18 protein-coding genes are annotated in these 19926 nt (G+C 69.1%); 10 read left to right on the top strand and 8 right to left on the bottom strand.

The window, feature by feature from the left end; all coding sequences use genetic code 11:
• Positions 1-124: 124 nt before the first annotated feature.
• From D000_RS0102605 to D000_RS0102580, 6 genes are read right to left on the bottom strand one after another with little or no spacing between them, the layout of a single operon-like run.
• On the bottom strand, positions 125-1672 hold the full coding sequence (locus tag D000_RS0102605) for a glycosyltransferase family 39 protein (RefSeq protein ID WP_018871999.1): 1548 nt from the start codon (positions 1670-1672) through the stop codon (positions 125-127).
• Entirely contained in the window at positions 1669-2331 is a 663-nt protein-coding gene (locus tag D000_RS0102600; protein ID WP_018871998.1) for an HAD family hydrolase, read from the bottom strand. Before D000_RS0102600 ends, D000_RS0102605 begins: the two co-directional genes overlap by 4 nt.
• Positions 2331-3083 (bottom strand): SDR family oxidoreductase, encoded by a 753-nt coding sequence (locus tag D000_RS0102595; RefSeq protein WP_018871997.1) that lies wholly within the window; start codon positions 3081-3083, stop codon positions 2331-2333. The genes D000_RS0102600 and D000_RS0102595 overlap by 1 nt, the downstream gene beginning before the upstream one ends.
• A gap of 17 nt (positions 3084-3100) precedes the next feature.
• Positions 3101-4399, bottom strand: coding sequence for an FAD-binding oxidoreductase (locus tag D000_RS0102590; RefSeq protein WP_018871996.1), 1299 nt, complete (start codon positions 4397-4399; stop codon positions 3101-3103).
• A gap of 36 nt (positions 4400-4435) precedes the next feature.
• A complete protein-coding gene (locus D000_RS0102585; protein WP_018871995.1) occupies positions 4436-5410 on the bottom strand; it encodes a lysylphosphatidylglycerol synthase transmembrane domain-containing protein in 975 nt (324 codons plus the stop codon).
• Positions 5407-6285, bottom strand: a complete 879-nt coding sequence (locus D000_RS0102580; RefSeq protein WP_018871994.1) for a decaprenyl-phosphate phosphoribosyltransferase — start codon at positions 6283-6285, stop codon at positions 5407-5409. Before D000_RS0102580 ends, D000_RS0102585 begins: the two co-directional genes overlap by 4 nt.
• A 149-nt stretch (positions 6286-6434) precedes the next feature.
• Here D000_RS0102580 and D000_RS0102575 point away from each other — a divergent pair, with 149 nt between their 5' ends.
• The 5 genes from D000_RS0102575 to D000_RS0102555 all read left to right on the top strand — a co-directional run bounded on the left by D000_RS0102575 (position 6435) and on the right by D000_RS0102555 (position 11037).
• On the top strand, positions 6435-6947 hold the full coding sequence (locus tag D000_RS0102575) for a hypothetical protein (protein WP_018871993.1): 513 nt from the start codon (positions 6435-6437) through the stop codon (positions 6945-6947).
• Positions 6948-6990: 43 nt separating this feature from the next.
• Entirely contained in the window at positions 6991-7872 is an 882-nt protein-coding gene (locus D000_RS0102570; protein WP_018871992.1) for a DMT family transporter, read from the top strand.
• 96 nt (positions 7873-7968) lie between these two features.
• Positions 7969-8358, top strand: coding sequence for a membrane protein (locus tag D000_RS0102565; RefSeq protein WP_018871991.1), 390 nt, complete (start codon positions 7969-7971; stop codon positions 8356-8358).
• Between the two features lie 46 nt (positions 8359-8404).
• Positions 8405-9370 (top strand): arsenic resistance protein, encoded by a 966-nt coding sequence (locus D000_RS0102560; RefSeq protein ID WP_018871990.1) that lies wholly within the window; start codon positions 8405-8407, stop codon positions 9368-9370.
• 140 nt (positions 9371-9510) lie between these two features.
• Positions 9511-11037, top strand: coding sequence for a methyl-accepting chemotaxis protein (locus tag D000_RS0102555; protein WP_018871989.1), 1527 nt, complete (start codon positions 9511-9513; stop codon positions 11035-11037).
• Between the two features lie 70 nt (positions 11038-11107).
• Here the strand turns inward: D000_RS0102555 and fdxA are convergent, their stop codons facing one another.
• Positions 11108-11431, bottom strand: coding sequence for a ferredoxin FdxA (gene fdxA, locus D000_RS0102550; protein WP_018871988.1), 324 nt, complete (start codon positions 11429-11431; stop codon positions 11108-11110).
• Positions 11432-11665: 234 nt separating this feature from the next.
• Positions 11666-14311 carry a DNA mismatch repair protein MutS gene (gene mutS, locus D000_RS0102545; protein WP_026279711.1) on the bottom strand — a complete coding sequence of 882 codons (2646 nt, stop codon included), beginning with the start codon at positions 14309-14311 and terminating at the stop codon, positions 11666-11668.
• A gap of 143 nt (positions 14312-14454) precedes the next feature.
• On the opposite strand from mutS, the gene D000_RS0102540 reads away from it, so the two are divergent.
• From D000_RS0102540 to alaS, 5 genes are all read left to right on the top strand, one after another.
• Positions 14455-14757, top strand: coding sequence for a PilZ domain-containing protein (locus D000_RS0102540; RefSeq protein WP_018871986.1), 303 nt, complete (start codon positions 14455-14457; stop codon positions 14755-14757).
• A gap of 15 nt (positions 14758-14772) precedes the next feature.
• On the top strand, positions 14773-15309 hold the full coding sequence (locus D000_RS0102535) for a CinA family protein (RefSeq protein WP_018871985.1): 537 nt from the start codon (positions 14773-14775) through the stop codon (positions 15307-15309).
• Between the two features lie 153 nt (positions 15310-15462).
• Positions 15463-16509, top strand: a complete 1047-nt coding sequence (gene recA / locus D000_RS0102530; protein ID WP_018138517.1) for a recombinase RecA — start codon at positions 15463-15465, stop codon at positions 16507-16509.
• Positions 16484-16972 carry a regulatory protein RecX gene (locus D000_RS0102525; protein WP_018871984.1) on the top strand — a complete coding sequence of 163 codons (489 nt, stop codon included), beginning with the start codon at positions 16484-16486 and terminating at the stop codon, positions 16970-16972. Before recA ends, D000_RS0102525 begins: the two co-directional genes overlap by 26 nt.
• A gap of 188 nt (positions 16973-17160) precedes the next feature.
• Positions 17161-19770 (top strand): alanine--tRNA ligase, encoded by a 2610-nt coding sequence (gene alaS / locus D000_RS0102515; RefSeq protein ID WP_018871982.1) that lies wholly within the window; start codon positions 17161-17163, stop codon positions 19768-19770.
• Positions 19771-19926 lie beyond the last annotated feature (156 nt).

The following is a 19926-nucleotide window of genomic DNA, read 5'->3' as shown; positions in this document are numbered from 1 at the left end:
GGTGGACGCTGGCGGGCAGGGATCGCCGCTCCGGCAGCGATCATCGCCCGCCCCTCCCTGGATGAAGTCGATGGCTCACGGCCAACAGTATCCGGGGGGTGTATTCCCCGGTCAATGCAGGGCTTTATTCTCTGTTCGCGTAGCGGTCGGTGAAGGCGCAGCGCCCCTCCGGCAGCCAGGCCGGGAAGTCGTAGTAGCGTGCAAGTACTGGCTGCAGCACCTGCTCGTGATAGGCGGCGTAGTCGAAGCCGTGGCCCTCCGCGAGCGACCACTCGATCCCGCGCACCTCCACTGTGCGCACCCGGACCTCCTCGAAGAAGGGCTCCACGTGGGCCGGATCCAGTTCGCCGCGGACCGGGACGTACAGCAGGTTGGCGCCGTCCAGCGCGCGGAAGTCGGTCAGCAGGTCGTCCTGGCGGCCGTAATGCGAGCCGGGCCCGAACACCCCGACCTCGCGCCCGGCGTAGTAGGCGAGCACCGCCGAGCGCGAATAGCTGCGGGTGAAGACCGGCCAGTCGGGGTCGTACGCGTTCACTACCTCGGCCAGCGCCTGGGGGGCCAGGTAGAACACTGCGTCCGGGTAGCGGTCGTGGCGCTCCAGCCATTCCACCGGCATCAGCGCGATGGTCAGCAGGACGGTGGCGTGCACGAGCGCCAGCCCGCCGGAGAGCCAGGCGCTGATGGCCAGCGCGCGCACGCCCAGGAACAGTGCCGGCAGCAGCAGGAACGGGGCGAAGGCGGCCAGCCAGTGCAGCCCGATGCTCTTGAACGGGGCCAGCAGGGCGAACACCAGCAGCGGGATCAGGCCGGCAGAGAGGAACACCGCGAGGCGGTGGCGGCGGATGCCCGCGCCCAGCGCGCGCCACTGGCGGGCGTAGAACCACAGCAGCCAGGGTGTGAACAGGTAGATCAGCAGTAGCGCGTAGGTCAGCCAGTTGCCGGGGTCGAAGCCGCCGTCGCCATGCCGGTTCACGATGTTGAACATCACGTTGTACCAGCAGTTGCCCCAGTTCCAGTACAGGTTGACGGCCACGGCCGGCAGTACGCCGAGGATGACCAGGAGCAACCCGCGCCAGTGCTGGCGCGCGAACAGCAGGATATGCAGCCCGAACGCGATCCCCAGGAGGACCGCGAAGTACTTGGACAGGAATGCCAGCCCCAGGGCCAGGCCGCCGAGCAGGAACCAGTGCGCGGCCCCGGTACGCAGGGCCTGCCAGAGCAGTCCGGTGGCGAGCAGGCTGAACAGGATCAGCGGGGTGTCGGTGGCGGTCAGTACCGCGATGAAGAACAGCGGCATGAACAGGGCGATCAGTGATGCCAGCCGCGCCCGTACCGGGTCTTCGCGCCGCCACAGCAGCAGGATCGCCAGGGCCGGCGCCATGGACACGAGGATGCCCGGCGCGCGGATCGCCAGCGGGTGTTCGGACAGCGGCAGGATCAGGCTCAGCCACCAGCCCACCATCGGCGGGTGGTCGTAGTAGCCCAGATCCGGGTGCTGCCCCCAGATCAGGAAATAGGCCTCGTCGCCGGTGATCGGGAGCGTCCAGGCCATTGCCAGCTTGACCAGCACGACGGCCAGCAGCACCGCGCCGTAATGACGCGCCAGCCAGGGCGCGTCCTGCCATGCGGCTTGCTGCGATGGGGCCTGCTGCGATGGGGGATGGTTGTTCATGCGTCGGACTCCGCGGCGGGGAACACCCGCTGGAAGGCGCCGGAGCGCCACAGGTAGCCCTCGCGCGCCAGGGCCAGCATGGGGCGGTCGCCGGCGGTGTCGCCGTAGGCGGCGACGTACTCCACGCGGACTTGCGGGCTCAGCTGCTCGCACCAGGCGGCGATGGCCGGCGGCTTGGCCGCACCCTGGCAGTTCGCGCCGACGAGCCGACCCGTCACGAGGCTCTCGGCATCCACCGCCAGGCGCGAGCCGATCACGTGGTCGATGCCGTGGCGGCGCGCCCAGGGCCGCAGGTACAGCTCCGGCGAGGCGGAGACCAGCACGCAGGTGTCGCCGCGCGCCTGGTGCCAGTGCAGCTGCTGCATGCCGGCCGGGCGCAGCAGGCGGTCCAGCGGCCCGGCCGCGTAGGCCTGCGCCTGCGCCTCCAGGTCGGCCAGGGCATGCCGGCCGAGCATGCGGGTCAGCACCTGTTCCTTGGCGGCCTGGCGGGACAGTCGCCCGGCCGCCATGCCCAGCAACGGCGGCAGGCAGCCAGGCAGCCGCGCGGCGAACGCGGGCGTACCCAGAACAAAGCGCAGGAACGGAAACAGGCTGTCGCGACGGCTCAGGGTGCCGTCGAAGTCGAACAGCGCGACAGGCAGTGGTGCGGAGTGGTGCATCAGAGTTTCAGGCGCTTGAACAGGTATTCGGGGAGCAGCCGGATCACAGTCATGATCACTCGCCAGATCCATGGCAGGTACGCGACCTCGCGCCCGCGCCGCATGGCCTTCACGATGCCGGAGGCCACGGCTTCGGGTTCAGCCCACAACGCACCGGCGCGGTTGAAGCCCGCGGTCATCGGGGTGCGCACGAAGCCGGGCTTGATGGTCACCACGTCCACACCGTGGAAGAACAGGCGGTTGCGCAGCCCCTGGAGATAGGTCGCGAGCATGCCCTTGGCGGTGCCGTAGGCGTAGTTGCTCTGGCGCCCGCGGTCCCCCGCAACCGAGCCGATCGCGGCGATCACGCCGCGGCCCTGGCGCTCGAAGTCCGGGGCGATCCGCGCGAGCAGGGCGATCGCGCTGGTGCCGTTGACGTGGATGGCGTCCAGCGTGGCCTCGACCGAGGCCTCGCAGGCGGCCTGGTCCGGCAGGGTACCCCAGGCGAGCAGCACGCCATCCACCTGGCCCAGGGCCTGTTGTGCCTGCTGCCATACGGCCGCCTGGGCGTCGATATCGGCGAGGTCGGCGGTGGTGCCCTGGATGCGGGTACTGTCGGTGTCGTCGGCGCGCACCCGGAGATCGGCCAGCAGGGCCTCCAGGGCGTCGCCGTCGCGGGCCACGCAGAACAGCCGTGCCTCGGGCGTGGCCAGCTCGCGGGCTACGGCGCTTGCGATTGCCGAAGTGGCACCAAAGAGGACGATGCGCTGCATCGGGTTTTTTGATGGGGTCATGCGGTCACCCTGCGCCAGAAGCCGGAGGAGAATTCGGGGTCGACATAATCGGCGAACGCCTCCCAGCAGGGAAACCCCGTGCGAAACATCGTGGCGGGCATGCGCGCGTCCTTGGCCGGGTACAGGGCGCCACCGGCCTCCTGCACGATCGCGTCCAGGCGCGCAAACAGGCGCTCGGTGGCCTGGCCCTTCTTCGGGAAGTCCAGTGCGAGCGTGGCCCCGGGGCGGGGAAACGACAGCATGCCCGGGGCGGCGCGCGCCCCGAAGGTCTTCAGGACCGCGAGAAACGAGCCCTGGCCGCTGGCGGCGATCGTATCCAGCAGGGCCTGCACGCCGTCCTGTGCGGCATGGGGGGGCAGGACGCACTGGTACTGGTAGAAGCCCTGGTGCCCGTAGATGCGGTTCCAGTGCCGAATCGCGTCCAGCGGAAACAGCCACGGCTGGTGATGGACCGCGCGCGGGGTTGCATGCACCGGCTGGCGGTAATAGAGGTGGTTGAAGGCGCGCAGGGTGAACCGGTTGACCAGAGATACCGGCGGGTCCAGCGGGATGCTGCGGCGTGGCTCGCGCCAGGCTGCCTTGCGCGGGGCCGTGGTGGCGTGGCGGGCGGCGCTGTAGATGCCGCGCCCCACGCGGCCGTCGCGGCCCGGATTCAGGCAGTCGATCCAGGCCACCGTGTACGGCCACTCGCGCTCGCCGCGGGCGTTCAGTTCCCAGAACTCGTCGAGACTGTCGAAGCGCTCTGACCAGGCGCGCATCCAGGCGCTGCGGACCGGCGCCAGCTGCAGGGTCACGGTCTCGATCAGGCCGGTCAGGCCCAGGCCGCCGACGGTGGCCGCGAACCACTCGGGGTGCCCCTGCGGGGTGATTTCCAGCAGCTGGCCATCGGAACGGCGCAGGGTCAGCGCGAGCACGTGATCGCCGAAGCTTCCCGCCTGGTGATGATTCTTGCCGTGCACGTCGTTGGCCACGGCCCCGCCCAGCGTGACGAAGCGGGTGCCGGGCACCACCGGCGGGAACCAGCCGCGCGGCACCGCGAAGCGCAGCAGGGCATCCAGCGAAAGCCCGGCCTCGGCGCGGAGGATGCCGGTCGCCGGATCGAAGGCGACGAAGCGATCCAGCCCCGGGGTGTGCAGCAGCGAGGCCCCCGGGTTCAGGCAGACATCGCCATAGCTGCGCCCGAGGCCGTGGGCGAGCAGCGGCCGCGGAACCTCGGGCAGGGCCCGGCCGCGCCGCTCCAGCGTGGTCTCGGCGGCGTGCTCCACCTGCGGGATGCGGTTCCAGCTGACGGTCATGCCGGGCCTCGCCCTGACGGTACTGGTTTCGCGCTTCTAGGCATGGCGCTTTTCCGGGTGTTCGCGGCCGCGCGCCTCGGGGTTGGTGGATAGGGCGATCAGCCCCAGGATCACCGCGAACCAGAGGGTGGTGAAGCGGATCAGCATGGTCGCCGCGACGGCATCGGCGGCCGGCATGTCGTGCAGGAGCAGCAGCCCGACCATTACCGCCTCGGTTCCGCCCAGCCCGCCCGGCAGGAAGCTCAGCGCGCCGGCCAGCATGGCCAGGGCGAACACGAAGGCGGCGAAGGCAAAGCCAACCTCGAATCCCATGGCATTGAGAATCCACCAGAAGGCCAGGGCCTCGGCACTCCAGGCCACCACGCTGAGGCCGGTGGCGCCCGCCAGCAGGCCCGGCCGATGGCAGCGCCGGGCCTGCAGCAGGACCGTGGCCAGGTGATGCAGGCTGCGCCACAGCCGTCGCCCCGGACGGTCGCTGATGCCCTGCAGCCAGGCCAGCGGGCGGCGCCAGGAGAGCACCATCAGTGCCGCCAGTACGCTGGCGGCACCGGCCGCGATCAGCCAGGTGCCCTGGGTGACCAGGGTCAGCCCCAGCATCGACAGCAGCACGACGGCGATCAGGTCGGACAGGCGCTCAGAGACGAACGCGGCGAAGCTGTCCGGGTAGGGGAGGCCGCGGCGCTTGAGCAGGACCCCGCGCAGGGCCTCGCCGGCCTTTCCCGGTGTCGTGGTCAGGGCGAAGCCGGCCAGGTAGATGTGCAGACTGGCCATTGCCGGCACACGGTGCTGCAGCGTGCGCAGGTACAGCTGCCAGCGGGTAAAGCGCAGCGTGTAGTTCACCAGCGAGAGTGACAGGGCGAGCAGCAACCCGCCGATACCGACCAGCTGCAGGGCGCGCCAGACCTCGTCGGCGCCGGCCCACAGGGTGATACCCAGATACAGCGCCACCGCGACCACGACCGAGGCCATGACCGCGCGCAGGCGCCAGCCCGACAGCAGGACGCCGCTCATGCGAGCACGGCGATGGTGACCCCCAGCCACACCGCTACCGTGGCCAGCAGGTGAGGGTCGGTCACCAGGTCGCGCGAGGTGTCGTTGCCGCCGCCGCGGGCGTGCAGCAGGAACAGGTAGCGGAAGATGCCGTAGATCACGAACGGCAGGGTGTAGATCAGCCCATCCGTGCCGTGCAGCGCGATGGTCTCGGCGCTGACGGTGTACAGGCCGTAGGCGAGCACAGTGCAGGCGGCGCTGATGGCGATGAACTGATCCAGCAGGCTGACGCTGTAGTCGTCGAGCACGCGGCGCGCGCCTTCGCCGGTCTCGCCGCGCTCGATGCGGACGTCGGCCAGTTCCGCGCGGCGCTTGGCGAACCCGAGGAACAGGGTCAGCATCAGGCCGCACAGCAGCAGCCACTGCGAGGGCTCGATGCCGAGCCCCAGGGTGCCGGCCAGGATGCGCAGCATGAATCCGGCCGCAATGCTGAAGACATCGAGGATCACGATGTGCTTGAGCGACCAGGAGTAGGCCACGTTCAGGACCAGGTAGATCGTGATCAGCGCGATCACCCAGGTGCTGACCAGCGCCGCCAGGGCCAGTGCCAACACCACCGCGACCGCGAAGATCACCCAGGCGGTGGGGACCGCGATCGCGCCACTGGCGATGGGGCGCCGACACTTGGTCGGGTGGCGGCGGTCGGCCTCCACGTCGACGATGTCGTTGAGTACGTAGACCGCGCTGGCCATCGCACTGAACGCAAGAAAGGTGAGGCTTGCGGCCAGCACCGTGTCCGCCTCGCCCCATTCGTGCGCGAACACCACGCCCAGGAACACGAACCCGTTCTTGATGTACTGGTGCGGTCGCAGCAGTTTGATCAGCGATTGCAGCATGTACGCGGTTATCGATGAAGGGAGCTGCAGTCTACTGACGCCTTCGATGCGTTACCATCGGCGCCGCTATCGAGCGCATCCCCGGGAGGCCGGCTCTCCGCATGGATGCGCATGCCCGTTTCCCGATCCCGATCTGCAGGAGAACCGCCATGCCGCTCGTCGCCCGATCCTTTCTGCCCGCCCTGATGCTGCTTGCGGCCGGACTTGTCGCCGGCTGCATGTCCGGGGGCGGTCCCGAGCCCGAATTCGCCGAGGGCCAGCCGTTTCCCGAGCGCACGCTGAACGACCAGCACGGCAACCCCGTGGAGCTGCCGGGCAACGCGCGCGTGATACTGAAGACCGTCGAGGCCGCACCGTCCGGCGTCGCCAACGCGGTGCTCGGCGCGATGAGTGCCGAGGAGCGTGACGCGCTGGGCATCATTTACATTGCCGATATCCACGAGATGCCGGCGCAGCCGATGCAGAACGTGGTCCTGCCGCGCATGCAGGCCCGGGACTATTCCATCGTCATCACCTCCAGCGAGGCCGATGCCGGCTTCCTGCCGCACCAGCGCGAACAGGTGACCGTGGTGCTGCTGGATGAAAACGGCGTAGTGACGGGTGTCGGCCACGCCGGCAGCGAAGAGGCCCTGAAGGACCTGCTCGCGGACGCCGCCGAGTAGGGGCCGCGCTTGATACGGCCCGCGACTCGCGCGGGGGCCTGACATGGCCTTCTTCCTCGGCCTGCTGACGGCCCTGGGCTTCGGGGCCGGGGACTTCCTCGGCGGGCTGGCCTCGCGGCGCATCCCGGCACTGGTGGTGGCCTGCTATTCGCAGATCCTGGCCACCTTCGTCCTGCTGCTGATCGCCCTGCCGCTCGCGGGTCTGCCGGGCCCGCAGGCCCTGATCTGGGGCGGGGCCTCGGGTCTCGGCCTGGCACTCGGCCTGCTTGCCTACTACCGCGGCCTGGCCGAGGGCTCCATGGGCCTGGTCGCAGCGATTACCGGCGTGATCTCCGCCCTGGTGCCGCTGATCGCGGGGCTTGCCCTGGGCGAGCGCCCGGGCCTGCTGGCCCTGGCCGGCGTGGCCGCAATTGTGGTCGCGATCGGGATGATCTCGGGCGGGGCGCGCAAGGCCAGCCCGCGGCGTCTGGATCAGCCGGTGCGCGGTCTGGTCGCGCTGGCGCGCGGTGCACACCCGGTCAAGGGGCTGCTGGATGCGGTCATCGCCGGGGTCTGTTTCGGGCTGGTGTTCGTGTTCCTCGATCAGGCCAGCGAAGGCCCCCCGATCTGGCCCGTGGTGGCGACCTCCGCCGTCGGCGCGCTCACCCTGGCTCTGGTGATGCTGGTGCTGCGGCCGGCGACCGGCATGCACCGTTCCACCTTTGTGCTGCTGGCGCTGGCCGGCCTGTTTCAGGCGGCGGCCACGCTGGCCTTCGTGGTGGCGGTGCGGATGGGGCTGCTGTCCATCATCGCGGTCGCCGGGGCGCTGTCACCGGCGCCGACCGCCATCATGGCGCGCATCTTCCAGGCCGAGCGCATGTCGCGGGTGCAGATCGCGGGTTTCGGGTTCGCGCTGGCCGGTATCGTGATGATCGTGCTTGGGTAGTACGGTTCGGTGTTTACCCTGGCGGCACGAGCCGATCGGGAGTCAGTCTGGTAGTCTCGATCGGACGGTACGATCCGCGCAATCAGGAGGTGCAAGGTGTCCGAACAGTCCCGACCGGAAGTCATCCCCAGCGAGGTCAGCGAGCCGCGCCCGGGCCCACGCAAGGAAAGCACCATGGTCACCGTGGTGTACGTGCTCTATCTGGTCAGCTTCCTGACCGCCATCACGGCCATCGCCGGCCTGATCATTGCCTACATCAAGCGGGGCGAGGGCGATGCCGTCAGCGATTCCCACTTCACCTACCAGATTCGGACGTTCTGGATCGGGCTGCTGTTCGCGGTGGTCGGGATGCTGACCGCCCCGATCATGATCGGCTTCCTGATCCTGCTGTTCCTGGTCGTCTGGCTGCTGGTGCGCTGCATCAAGGGCCTGCTGGCCAACAACGACGACCGCGCCATCGAGCAGCCCGAAACCTGGCTCTGGTAGACCGGCCGCAGGGGTTCGGCGCCGCGTCGCGGCCGGAATCGGGTCCATGAGGCGGGAGCGCCTGGAGCAGCACCAGGTCCTGATTTACCTGGGGGCGATCGGCCTGGGGCTCTGGGTGGGCCGGGCGGCACCGGAGATCGGGACGGCACTGGAGCCGGCCCTGTGGCCACTGCTGGCGGTGCTGCTGTATGCCACGTTCACGCAGACACCGCTGAACCAGCTTGGTGCGGCGCTGCGCGAGCCGCGGCTGCTGCTGGCGGCCGTGGTTGGCAATTTCGTGCTGATCCCGCTGCTGGTGGCGCTGCTGGTCTGGCTGCTCCCGCTGCCGCCGGTGGTGCTGCTCGGGATTGCCCTGGTCCTGCTGGTCCCCTGTACCGACTGGTTCATCACCTTTACCCATCTCGGTGGTGGCGATACCCGCAAGGCGATCGCCTTTGCGCCGGTGTCGCTGCTGCTGCAGATGCTGTTGCTGCCGGCCTATCTGTGGCTGATCTTCGGTGGCGAGTTCACCCGAGCACTGGGCAGCGGTGACCTGCTGCTGGCCTTTTCCGGGGTGATCGTGCTCCCGTTACTCGCGGCCTACGCAACCCAGCGCTGGGCGGAGGGCGATGGTGGCCGGGGGCGCGTGATCGACGGGCTGGCCTGGCTGCCGGTGCCGCTGCTGGCGGTGGTGGTGTGGCTGGTCGCGCTGTCGCAGGCAAGCACCGTGCTGGAAGGGGCAGGCCTACTGCCGGTGTTGCTGGTTGTGTTCGCGGGCTTCCTGCTCGCAGCCGGGGTGCTGGCCCGAGGCCTGGCTCGGTTCTTCCGGCTGGACTCGTCGGAGGGGCGTGTGCTGGCGTTCAGTCTGGGCTCACGCAACTCTTTTGTGGTGCTCCCGCTGGCGCTGGCCCTGCCGGCGGGTTTCGAGCTGGCGGTGGTGGTCGTGGTGTTTCAGTCGCTGGTGGAGCTGATCGGCATGGTCCTGTTCCTGTGGTGGGTGCCGCGCCACCTGTTTCCGGAAAAAGGCGCTTGAATCTGTCTCCAGCCGGCCGTTAACGGACATATACGCACTGCCCGATATGGGTGCGTTCGCCGCCTGCCCCGAAAACGGGGAACCCGGGCGGTGGATTGGGGATCTGTTCTGTCACATAAGCCCGTCAACCGGAGAATGGCATGGCCTCTGAAGGATTCACCCTTGACCGCCTGTACCGTCAGGGGGACCGCATCATGGTGGCCGTGCTCGGCTTTCTGCTGCTCCTTTCCCTGGGGATTTCTGGCTGGCACGGGACGCTGGTTTTCGCACTGGCCTTTGGGGTGCCCGGGTTTCTGGCGGCCGCGCTCTTGGTCGGGTTCTGTCCCGGCTGCCTGCTGACGCGTCTGGTGATTGGCGGGCTGCTGATGGGCTTCTCGGCGCTGCTGATCCATCAGGGGCAGGGCATGATCGAGATGCACTTTGCGATCTTCGTCCTGCTGGCCTTCCTGCTCTACTACCGCGACTGGCGCGTATTGGTATTTGCCGCGGCCGTGATCGCGGTCCATCACCTGTCGTTTCATTACCTGCAGGAGGCCGGGGTGGGGGTTTACGTCTTCCCGCCGCACGCGGGCCACGCACACGGGCTGGGGCTGGTGATGCTGCACGCGGCGTTCGTGGTGTTCCAGACCGGCTTGCTGGTGTACATGGCCCGGCTGCTGCATCGCGAGGGCCAAGAAGCCGAGGAACTGCATGCCATCACCGGTCAGCTCCAGGTCCGGGATGGTGTCGTGAACCTGAGCCTGGATGCGGCGCAGGGGCGTAGCGCCATCGCCCGGCAACTGGGCGATTACCTCGGCGCGGTGCGGCGTGCGGTGCAGGAGACCCGTGCGACCGCCTCGGCGCTGGATGAGATGTCGGCGCGGCTGGGGGCGACGGTCAACCGCAGTGAACAGGCGGCGCGTGGCCAGCAGTCGGATACCGATCAGATCGCCTCGGCGGTCACCGAGATGGAGGCCAGCGCGCGCGAGGTCTCGGGCCATGCCCGCGATGCCGCGGCGGCCACCGGCAGCGCGGACGAACAGGGGCGTAGTGCACAGGCGGAACTGAAGGATACGGTCGCCATGATCGAGTCCCTGGCGCAGCAGGTGGAAACCTCAGGCGCGGGCGTGCGCGACCTGGTGGCCCAGGCGGAGACGGTGGGCGGCGTGCTCGAGGTTATCCAGTCGGTCGCCGAGAAGACCAACCTGCTGGCCCTGAATGCCGCGATCGAGGCCGCACGGGCCGGCGAGCAGGGTCGTGGCTTTGCGGTGGTGGCCGACGAGGTGCGCCGGCTGGCCTCGCAGACCGGTGAGTCCACCGAGGAGATCCGGGGCATCGTCGAACGCCTGCAGGAAGGCGCGAGGCGCGCGGAGGTGGCGAGCCGCGAGGCCGGCGAGCAGGCGGCGGCCGGGGTGGATCAAGTACGCCAGGCCACGCATGCCCTGCAGACCATCGCTGACGCCGTGACCCATATCCGGCAGATGAACGACCAGATTGCCCTGGCCGCCGAGGAACAGACCCGTGTGACGGGCGAAACCGCGGAGAATGTGGAGCACGTGTCGGAGGTGGCCCGTGCGGTGGCCGAGGATGCGGCCGCCAGCCGCGAGGTGGCGGATCAGCTGCAGCGCCTGAGCCAGGAGCTGGGCGCGGGGATGGAGCGCTTCCGGATCGACGACGAGCGGGCCTGAGCCCGGGTGGGCGGTTGCGGGTGGCCAGGACGGCCGCACGCGCGAGGGCGTGCAGCCGACGATTTCCGGGTCAGCGTTCCAGGTGCTGGAGCTTGCCTTCCACACCGTCCCATTCTTCCGCATCGGCCAGCGGGTCCTTGCGCGCGGTGATGACCGGCCAGGTGCGGGAGAGCTCGGCGTTGAGCTCGATAAACTGGAGCTGATCTTCGGGGACGTCGTCTTCCGGGACGATGGCCTCGGCCGGGCATTCCGGCTCGCACAGGGTGCAGTCGATGCACTCGTCGGGATCGATCACCAGGAAGTTCGGGCCCTCATGGAAGCAGTCGACCGGGCAGACCTCGACGCAATCGGTGTACTTGCACTTGATGCAGTTCTCGAGAACGATGAAAGCCATGCTTTTCTCCCTTTGAATTCAGTCGGTAAGCCGCTTTTTCCTGCGGCCGGTCGCGGGCCTGGCGGGGCCGGTCTCCGGGCCCGTCCATTCGATCCTGCGGCATTGTAACGCCTCGTCGCCTAGGGTCGGGAATCCCGGGCGAACGCTGGCCACATTCGCTGGTTTGCCGGCGGCCGCTGGCGTCTGCCGGATCTCTGGCGAAGGGGCGTCCTTGCGGCGTTCGCAGTCCCGTGATCAGGAATCCGTGCCGCGCAATGCCGCCTTCATGCGGTAGAGCGCGTCCAGCGCCTCGCGCGGGGACATCTCGTCCGGGTCGAGGGTGTCGAACAGGGCCTTCAGCGCATGCCCCTCCGGGGCGGGTTCCGGTTCCGCCTCCGCCGCGGCGGCGACCGCCGGAGCGGGCGCGGGGGAGAACAGCCCCAGCTGCGGCGAATCCGTCGCGGCGGCGCGGTCCTCCAGCTCGCGCAAGTGGGTGCGGGCGAGCTTCAGCACGTCGGCTGGCACGCCGGCCAGTTGCGCCACCTGCAACCCGTAACTCTGGTTCGCCGGGCCTTCGCGGACCTGGTGCAGGAATACGATGCTGTGTTCGTACTCCATGGCGTCCGTGTGCACGTTGGCCACGGCTGCTTCGCGCTCGGCCAGCGCGGTCAGCTCGAAGTAATGCGTGGCGAACAGGGTCAGCGCGCGGTTGTGGCGCGTCAGGCGCTCGGCGCAGGCCAGGGCGAGCGCCAGCCCGTCGAAGGTGCTGGTCCCGCGGCCGATCTCGTCCATCAGCACCAGGCTCTCCGGGCCGGCGTTGTGCAGGATGTTCGCGGCCTCGGTCATCTCCACCATGAAGGTCGAGCGTCCGGAGGTCAGGTCATCGGAGGCGCCGATGCGGGTAAAGATGCGGTCCACGGGGCCGATCTGCGCACGCGCGGCCGGTACGAAGCTGCCCATGCAGGCGAGCAGCACGATCAGCGCTGTCTGGCGCATGTAGGTGGACTTGCCGCCCATATTGGGGCCGGTGATCACCAGCAGGCGGCGTGCCTCCGGGTCCAGTTCGGTGTCGTTGGCGACGAAGGGCGCGTCCAGGCCGGCCTCCACGACGGGGTGCCGGCCCTGCTCGATCTGGATGCCGGGTTCGGCGACCAGTTCTGGGCAGTGCCAGTCGAGGCGGGCCGCGCGCTCGGCCAGGCAGGCGAGCACGTCCAGTTCGGCCACGGCGTCCGCGATCGTGCGCAGGCGCGGGGCGCAGGCCTGGAGGTCGGCGATCAGGGCGTCGAACAGCGCGCGCTCGCGGAGCATGGCCTGCTCGCGGGCGGAGAGGATCTCGTCCTCGAAGCGCTTGAGTTCCTCGGTGGTGTAGCGCTCGGCGTTCTTCAGCGTCTGCCGGCGCATGAAGCGGCCGGGGAGCTCGCCCGAGCGGCTGCGCGAGACCTCGATGTAGTAGCCATGCACGCGGTTGTAGGCGACCTTCAGCGTGGGGATGCCGGTGGCCTCGCGCTCGCGCGCCTCGATCTCGCGCAGGAAGGTGTCGGCGTCGCTTTCCAGCGCGCGCAGGCGATCCAGCTCGGGGTCGTAGCCGGCGCGGATCATGCCACCGTCGGTCACGCGCAGCGGGGGCTCCTCCACCAGCGCTGCGCCGAGGCGGGCGGTCAGCTCATCCTCCGGCGCCAGCGCGGCATGCAGCGCGGACAGGCGCTCGGCGGCATCGGCCAGCGGCGCCAGGGCCGCGTGCAGGGCCGGCAGGCGTTCCAGGCTGGCGAGCAGGGCGGTCAGGTCGCGCGGTCGCGCGCTGCCCAGCACGATGCGCGAGAGGATGCGCTCGCTGTCGGCGCTGCCGGCCAGGGCGTCGCGGATCGGGGTGACGGCCTCCCGTTCCAGCAGGGCGGTGATGGCGGTCTGGCGCTCGCGGATGATCGCGCGCTCGCGCAGTGGCTGGTGCAGCCACTGCATCAGGCGGCGGGCGCCCATCGCGGACTGGGTCGTGTCCAGCAGGGCGAGCAGGGAGCCGCGGCGTTCGCCCGTCAGGGTGCGCGTGAGTTCCAGATTGCGGCGGGTGGCCGGGTCCAGTATCAGCATTTGGCTGCGCTGTTCGTGCGCCAGGCTGGTGATGTGGGCGAGGTCACCGCGATGGCGGTTCTGCACGTAGGCGAGCAGGGCGCCGGCGGCGGCGATGCCCAGGTCCAGTCCCTCGCAGCCAAAGCCGGACAGGTCGCGGGTGCCGAAATGGGTGATCAGCAGGCGATGGGCGGATACGGCGTCGAAATGCCAGTCGGCGTGGCGCTGGGGGTCGAAGGGTTCGGTGCCCGCGATCGCGCCCGCCTGGTCCGGCATCAGCAGCTCCACCGGGTCGAGCCGTGCCAGTTCCGCGGCGAGTTCGGTTTCGTCGCCGACCTCCAGCACGCGGAACTGGCCGCTGGCGAACTCCAGGCTGGCGATGCCGTAGCCGGTCTTGCGGCCCTTTACGGCGGCGGAGGCGGCCGGGCAGACCGCGACCAGGCGGTTCACCTGGCGGGCATCCAGCAGGGCCTCCTCGGTAACCGTGCCCGGGGTCACGATGCGCACGACCTCGCGCTTGACCGGGCCCTTCTGCGCACCCACCGCGCCGGTCTGCTCGCAGATCGCCACGCTCTCGCCCATCTTCAGCAGGCGGGCCAGGTAGCTCTCCAGCGTGTGCACGGGAATCCCGGCCATCGGGATCGGCTGGCCGGCCGATTCGCCGCGCCGGGTCAGGGTGATGTCGAGCAGCCCGGCCGCACGCTCGGCGTCTTCGTAGAACAGCTCGTAGAAGTCCCCCATGCGGTAGAGCAGCAGGGTTTTCGGGTGCTCGGCCTTGATGCCGAGGTACTGCTGCATCATCGGGGTGTGCGCGGACAGGGGCTCGACTGTACTCATGCATTACGCTCGCGGGCTGTTCGGGGTCCGGGCGGGCGCCACAGTATACGGATGCCGGGCCGGCGACGGCAGGTGTGGGCGAGCCGGCAACTTGTGCCACACTCGGGGCTGCGCAACCGGCGGGCATCAGGGAGGCGATGGCAATGATCGGGGAAGAGGACCGGCGCAACCACCGGCGCATGCAGGTGACGGGCAAGGCCCGGGTGACCTGGCGTTCGAGTGGCGAATCCATTTCGGTGCAGCTGGAGGACCTGTCGGCCACGGGCTGTGCCTTTGTGGCATCGCGCGGGTGTGACGAAGGCGTGGATGTGAATGTCTCGGTGCCCAGCCCGGACGGTCGTCTCGACGGGCTGGAGCGTCAGGGGCGGGTGGTGCGCTGTGAGGCGCTCGGGCCGGACGGCGGGGGCCGCTGGAGGGTCGCCGTTGCGTTCGAGGCAGGGGACTGAAGGAGTGAGCGCAGCATGAAGACAGAACCCGAAAACAGCCTGGCGCCCGCCCGGCGCGCAGCGGACACGACCGGCCTGTCGGCCCTGGTCTATGACCTCGGCGAACGGCTGCTGGGGCGCGGCGAGCGCCTGTGCACGGTCGAGTCCTGTACCGGCGGCGGCATCGCTCAGGCCATGACGGACGTTCCCGGCAGTTCGCAGTGGTTCGAGTGCGGCTGGGTCGCGTACTCCAATGCGGCCAAGACGCGGATGGTCGGGGTCCCCGCCGAGCTGATCGAGCAGCATGGCGCGGTCAGCGAGGCCGTGGCGCGGGCAATGGTCGAGGGCGGGCTTGCCCACTGCGATGCCGACCTGGCGCTCTCGGTGACCGGCATCGCCGGGCCCGGTGGTGGCAGCGCGGACAAGCCGGTCGGCACGGTCTGCTTCGGCTGGCAGGAGCGCGGGCAGGATGCGCGCATCGAGACCCGCCATTTCGAGGGCGAACGCCACGATGTGCGGCTGCAGGCGATGCTCCATGCCCTGAGTGAACTGCTAGCGCACGAGGCGGCCTGACGCGTCAGTCATGCCCCGGGGCATGGCACCCCGGTGATCCCCTTCGAGCCGTGCACCCGGGTTGGGTCGCTTCCCGCCCTGTGGGATACTGCGGCCCCGTATCCGCCCCGCAACGGATCGGAAACCATCGCTGCAAGTATCGGGAGACATACCGTGGACGAGAATCGCAAGAAGGCCCTGACCGCCGCACTGGGGCAGATCGAACGCCAATTCGGCAAGGGCGCGGTGATGCGCATGGGCGATCAGCAGGCGGTGGATGTGCCGGCCGTGTCCACGGGCTCCCTGGCGCTGGACATCGCGCTCGGGATTGGCGGCGTGCCGCGCGGGCGTGTGGTCGAGATCTACGGGCCGGAGTCCTCGGGCAAGACGACCCTGACCCTGCAGGTGGTGGCCGAGGCACAGAAGCTGGGCGGCACCGCCGCGTTCGTCGACGCCGAGCACGCGCTGGACCCGACCTACGCCGAGAAGCTGGGCGTGAACGTCGATGACCTGCTGGTCTCGCAGCCGGATACTGGCGAGCAGGCGCTGGAGATTGCCGACATGCTGGTGCGCTCCGGCGCGGTGGACGTGGTGATCGTCGACTCCGTGGCCGCGCTGACGCCCAAGGCGGAGATCGAGGGCGAGATGGGCGACTCCCACGTTGGCCTGCAGGCGCGCCTGATGTCGCAGGCGCTGCGCAAGCTGACCGCCAACATCAAGCGCTCCAACACCCTGGTCATCTTCATCAACCAGATCCGCATGAAGATCGGCGTGATGTTCGGCAGCCCCGAGACCACCACCGGTGGCAACGCGCTCAAGTTCTACTCCTCCGTGCGCATGGACATCCGCCGTATCGGCGCGATCAAGAAGGGCGACGAGGTGATCGGCAACGAGACCCGCGTGAAGGTCGTCAAGAACAAGATGGCGCCTCCGTTCCGCGAGGCCTACTTCGAGATCCTCTACGGCGAGGGCATCTCGCGCGTGGGCGAGATCATCGAGATGGGCGTGAAGGAAGGCCTGATCGACAAGGCCGGCGCCTGGTACAGCTACAACGGCGAGCGGATTGGTCAGGGCAAGGAAAACGCCCGCCAGTACCTGAAGGACAACCCGCACATCGCCGAGGAAGTCGAAAAGACCCTGCGCGAACGCTTGCTGCCGAAGCGCAACAAGGCTGCGGTGGAGGACGAGCCGGTCGATGCCCCGGTCGAGGAGCAAGGCTGACCCGGCCGATCCCGAGGCCGCGCTGGAGGCGGGCCTGCGGTTGCTGGTCCGGCGCGAACACTCCGCGCTGGAACTGGCCCGCAAGCTGGCCGAGCGCGGCTTCGAGCGGGATGCGGTCGATACCGCGCTCGAGCGTGCGCGCGAGCTCGACTACCTGAGCGACAGCCGCTACGCGGACTTCATCGCCCGCCACCGCACCGAGCAGGGCTACGGCGAGCAGCGCATCCGCGCCGAGCTCGCCCACAACGGCATCGGCAGCGACACCGTCAATGCCGCCATCGACGCCCTGGAGGCCAACTGGACCGACCAGGCCCGCGGCCAGCTCGAACGCCACTTCCGCCACCCCCCCGAGACCCGCGAGGACGAGGCCCGCATGCTCCGCCACCTGGCCGGCAGGGGCTTTCCCGGTGGTGTCGCCCACCAGGCCCTTGCCGCCTGGAAAGACGTATCATCCAGGGACTGATGTGGGAGCGGGCTTGCCCGCGAATGCTCCCGCCGATGGTTATGCTGGCGTTTTTCGCGGGCAAGCCAGCTCCCACAATGCACTTCCCGAGCACCGGCAACATGGCCCGAAGGCGGGCCCGGCAATACGCGGCTGGGGCGCTTGCGTGATAGCATTCCGGGTTTGACCCCAACGCTCACCGGAACCGCATGAAAAGCGCCGACATTCGCCGGAGTTTCCTCGAATTCTTTGAAGGCCACGGGCACACGATCGTGCCGTCCAGCCCGCTGGTACCGGGCAATGATCCCACGTTGCTGTTTACCAACGCGGGCATGGTGCAGTTCAAGGATGTGTTCCTCGGGCGCGAGAAGCGTCCGTACACCCGAGCGGTGTCCACGCAGCGCTGCGTGCGCGCGGGCGGCAAGCACAACGACCTCGAGAACGTCGGCTATACCGCGCGCCACCACACGTTCTTCGAGATGCTGGGCAACTTCAGCTTCGGCGACTACTTCAAGCGCGACGCGATCCACTACGCCTGGCAGTTCCTGACCGAGACCATCGGCCTGCCGCCGGAGAAGCTGTGGGTCACGGTCTACGAGACCGACGACGACGCCTACAACGTCTGGGCGAACGAGATCCGGGTGCCGGCCGAGCGTATCATCCGCATTGGCGACGACCCCGATGGCGGTTCCGACAACTTCTGGCAGATGGGCGACACCGGCCCCTGCGGTCCCTGCACCGAGGTCTTCTATGACCACGGCCCGGAGGTCGAGGGCGGCCCGCCCGGTTCCCCGGACGAGGACGGCGATCGCTACATCGAGATCTGGAATCTCGTGTTCATGCAGTACGACCGCGACGCGGACGGCACGCTGAACCCGCTGCCGCGCCCCTCGGTGGATACCGGCATGGGCCTGGAGCGCCTGGCCGCGGTGTTGCAGGGTGTGCACTCCAACTACGAGATCGACCTGTTCCAGGACCTGATCGCGGCCGCCGCGCGCGTGACCGGGGCGAAGGAACAGGACTCCGCCTCGCTGCGCGTGATCGCCGACCACATCCGCTCCATCGCCTTCCTGATTACCGACGGCGTGCTGCCCTCGAACGAGGGCCGCGGCTACGTGCTGCGCCGCATCATCCGTCGCGCCGCGCGCCATGGCTTCAAGGTGGGCGCGCAGGACGCCTTCCTCTATCAGATGGTCGGCGACCTGGTGCACGCGATGGGCGAGGCCTTCCCTGAGCTGGCCGAGGCGCAGGCGCAGGTCGAGAAGGTGCTGGAGAAGGAAGAGCGCAAGTTCCTGGAGACGCTCGACAAGGGCATGAAGATCCTCGAGGACGACCTGCGTGATCTCGAAGGCCAGGTGATCCCGGGCGAGACTATCTTCCTGCTGTATGACACCTACGGCTTCCCGGTGGACCTGACCGGCGACATCGCCCGCGAGCGCGGCCTGGAACTGGACATGGCGGGCTTCGAGTCCGCGATGGGGGATCAGCGTGCCCGTGCCCGCGCCGCGAGTCACTTCTCCATGGACGACGGCGGCCTGCCGCAGGTCGATCAGGAAACCGAATTCTCCGGCTACGAGACCGTCGACGACGAGGGTCGCGTGGTCGCGCTGTACCAGAACGGCGAGCCGGTCGAGCGACTCGAGGTCGGCGCCGAGGGCCTGGTAGTGCTGGATCGTACGCCGTTCTACGGTGAGTCCGGTGGCCAGGTGGGCGATGTCGGCACGCTGAGTGGTTCCGGCGTGCGCTTTCAGGTCGCCGACACCCGCAAGCAGGGCGCGGCGCATATCCATGTCGGCCAGGTCCGTGCCGGCACGCTGGAGGTCGGCCAGAGTCTGCAGGCCGCGGTCGAAGGCCCGCGCCGCGAGAATATCCGCCGTCACCATTCCGCGACGCACCTGCTGCACAAGGCCCTGCGCGATCAGTTGGGCGATCACGTGCAGCAGAAGGGCTCGTTGGTGGACCCCGATCGCCTGCGTTTCGACTTCACCCACATGGAGCCACTGACCGACGAGCAGCTGCGTGCCATCGAGGCCCAGGTGAACGCCGAGATCCTGGCCAACGAGGCCACCGACACCCGCGTAATGGACATCGAGTCGGCGATGGAGTCCGGTGCGGTCGCGCTGTTCGGCGAGAAGTACGGCGATCAGGTGCGGGTGCTGAAGATCGGCACCTCCGTGGAGCTGTGCGGCGGCACGCATGTGCACCGCACCGGCGACATCGGCTTGTTCCGTATCACCTCCGAGGGCGGTGTCGCCGCTGGCATTCGTCGTATAGAGGCGGTGGCCGGCGAGGTCGCCCTGCACTGGGTCGACCAGCAGATCAGCCATCTCGACGCGATCGCCGATCGTCTGCGTGCCGGGCGTGGCGAGGCTGCCGACAAGGTCGGCCAGTTGCAGGAACGCAACCGCGAACTGGAGAAGCAGGTCAGCCAGCTCAAGGGCAAGCTGGCCAGCCAGGCCGGCAGCGATCTGGCCTCGCAGGCGCAGGAGGTCGGCGGCGTGCAGGTGCTGGCCGCGAAGGTCGAGGGCGTGGAGCCCAAGGCCCTGCGCGACATGGTCGATCAGCTCAAGCAGAAACTTGGCAAGGCGGTCGTGGTCCTGGGAACCGCGACCGGCGAGGGCAAGGTCAGCCTGGTGGCCGGCGTCACCAAGGCCGAGACCGGCCAGTTCAAGGCCGGCGATCTGGTCGGTCACGTCGCCGCGCAGGTCGACGGCAAGGGCGGCGGCCGCCCGGACATGGCGATGGCCGGTGGCCAGAGCCCGGACAAGCTGGAGGCCGCGCTGGCCTCGGTCGCGGACTGGGTGCGCGAGCGCGCCTGACCGCGCCCGGGACCGGGCCGCTCGTTAACGCGAGGCGCGACGTGCCGGCCCGGTCTCCGGGCCCCAGCCCTGGTGCTCGGGGCCTGATGGACGCTGAGGCTTTGGTTAGCGGCCGCTGCGGCCGCGCCGGGCCTCGCAACGGCGCATTATTTGTTG

The sequence above is a fragment of the Thioalkalivibrio sp. ALJ16 genome (assembly GCF_000377345.1).
Classification (GTDB): domain Bacteria; phylum Pseudomonadota; class Gammaproteobacteria; order Ectothiorhodospirales; family Ectothiorhodospiraceae; genus Thioalkalivibrio.
This window is presented reverse-complemented; position numbering and strand designations above follow the sequence as displayed.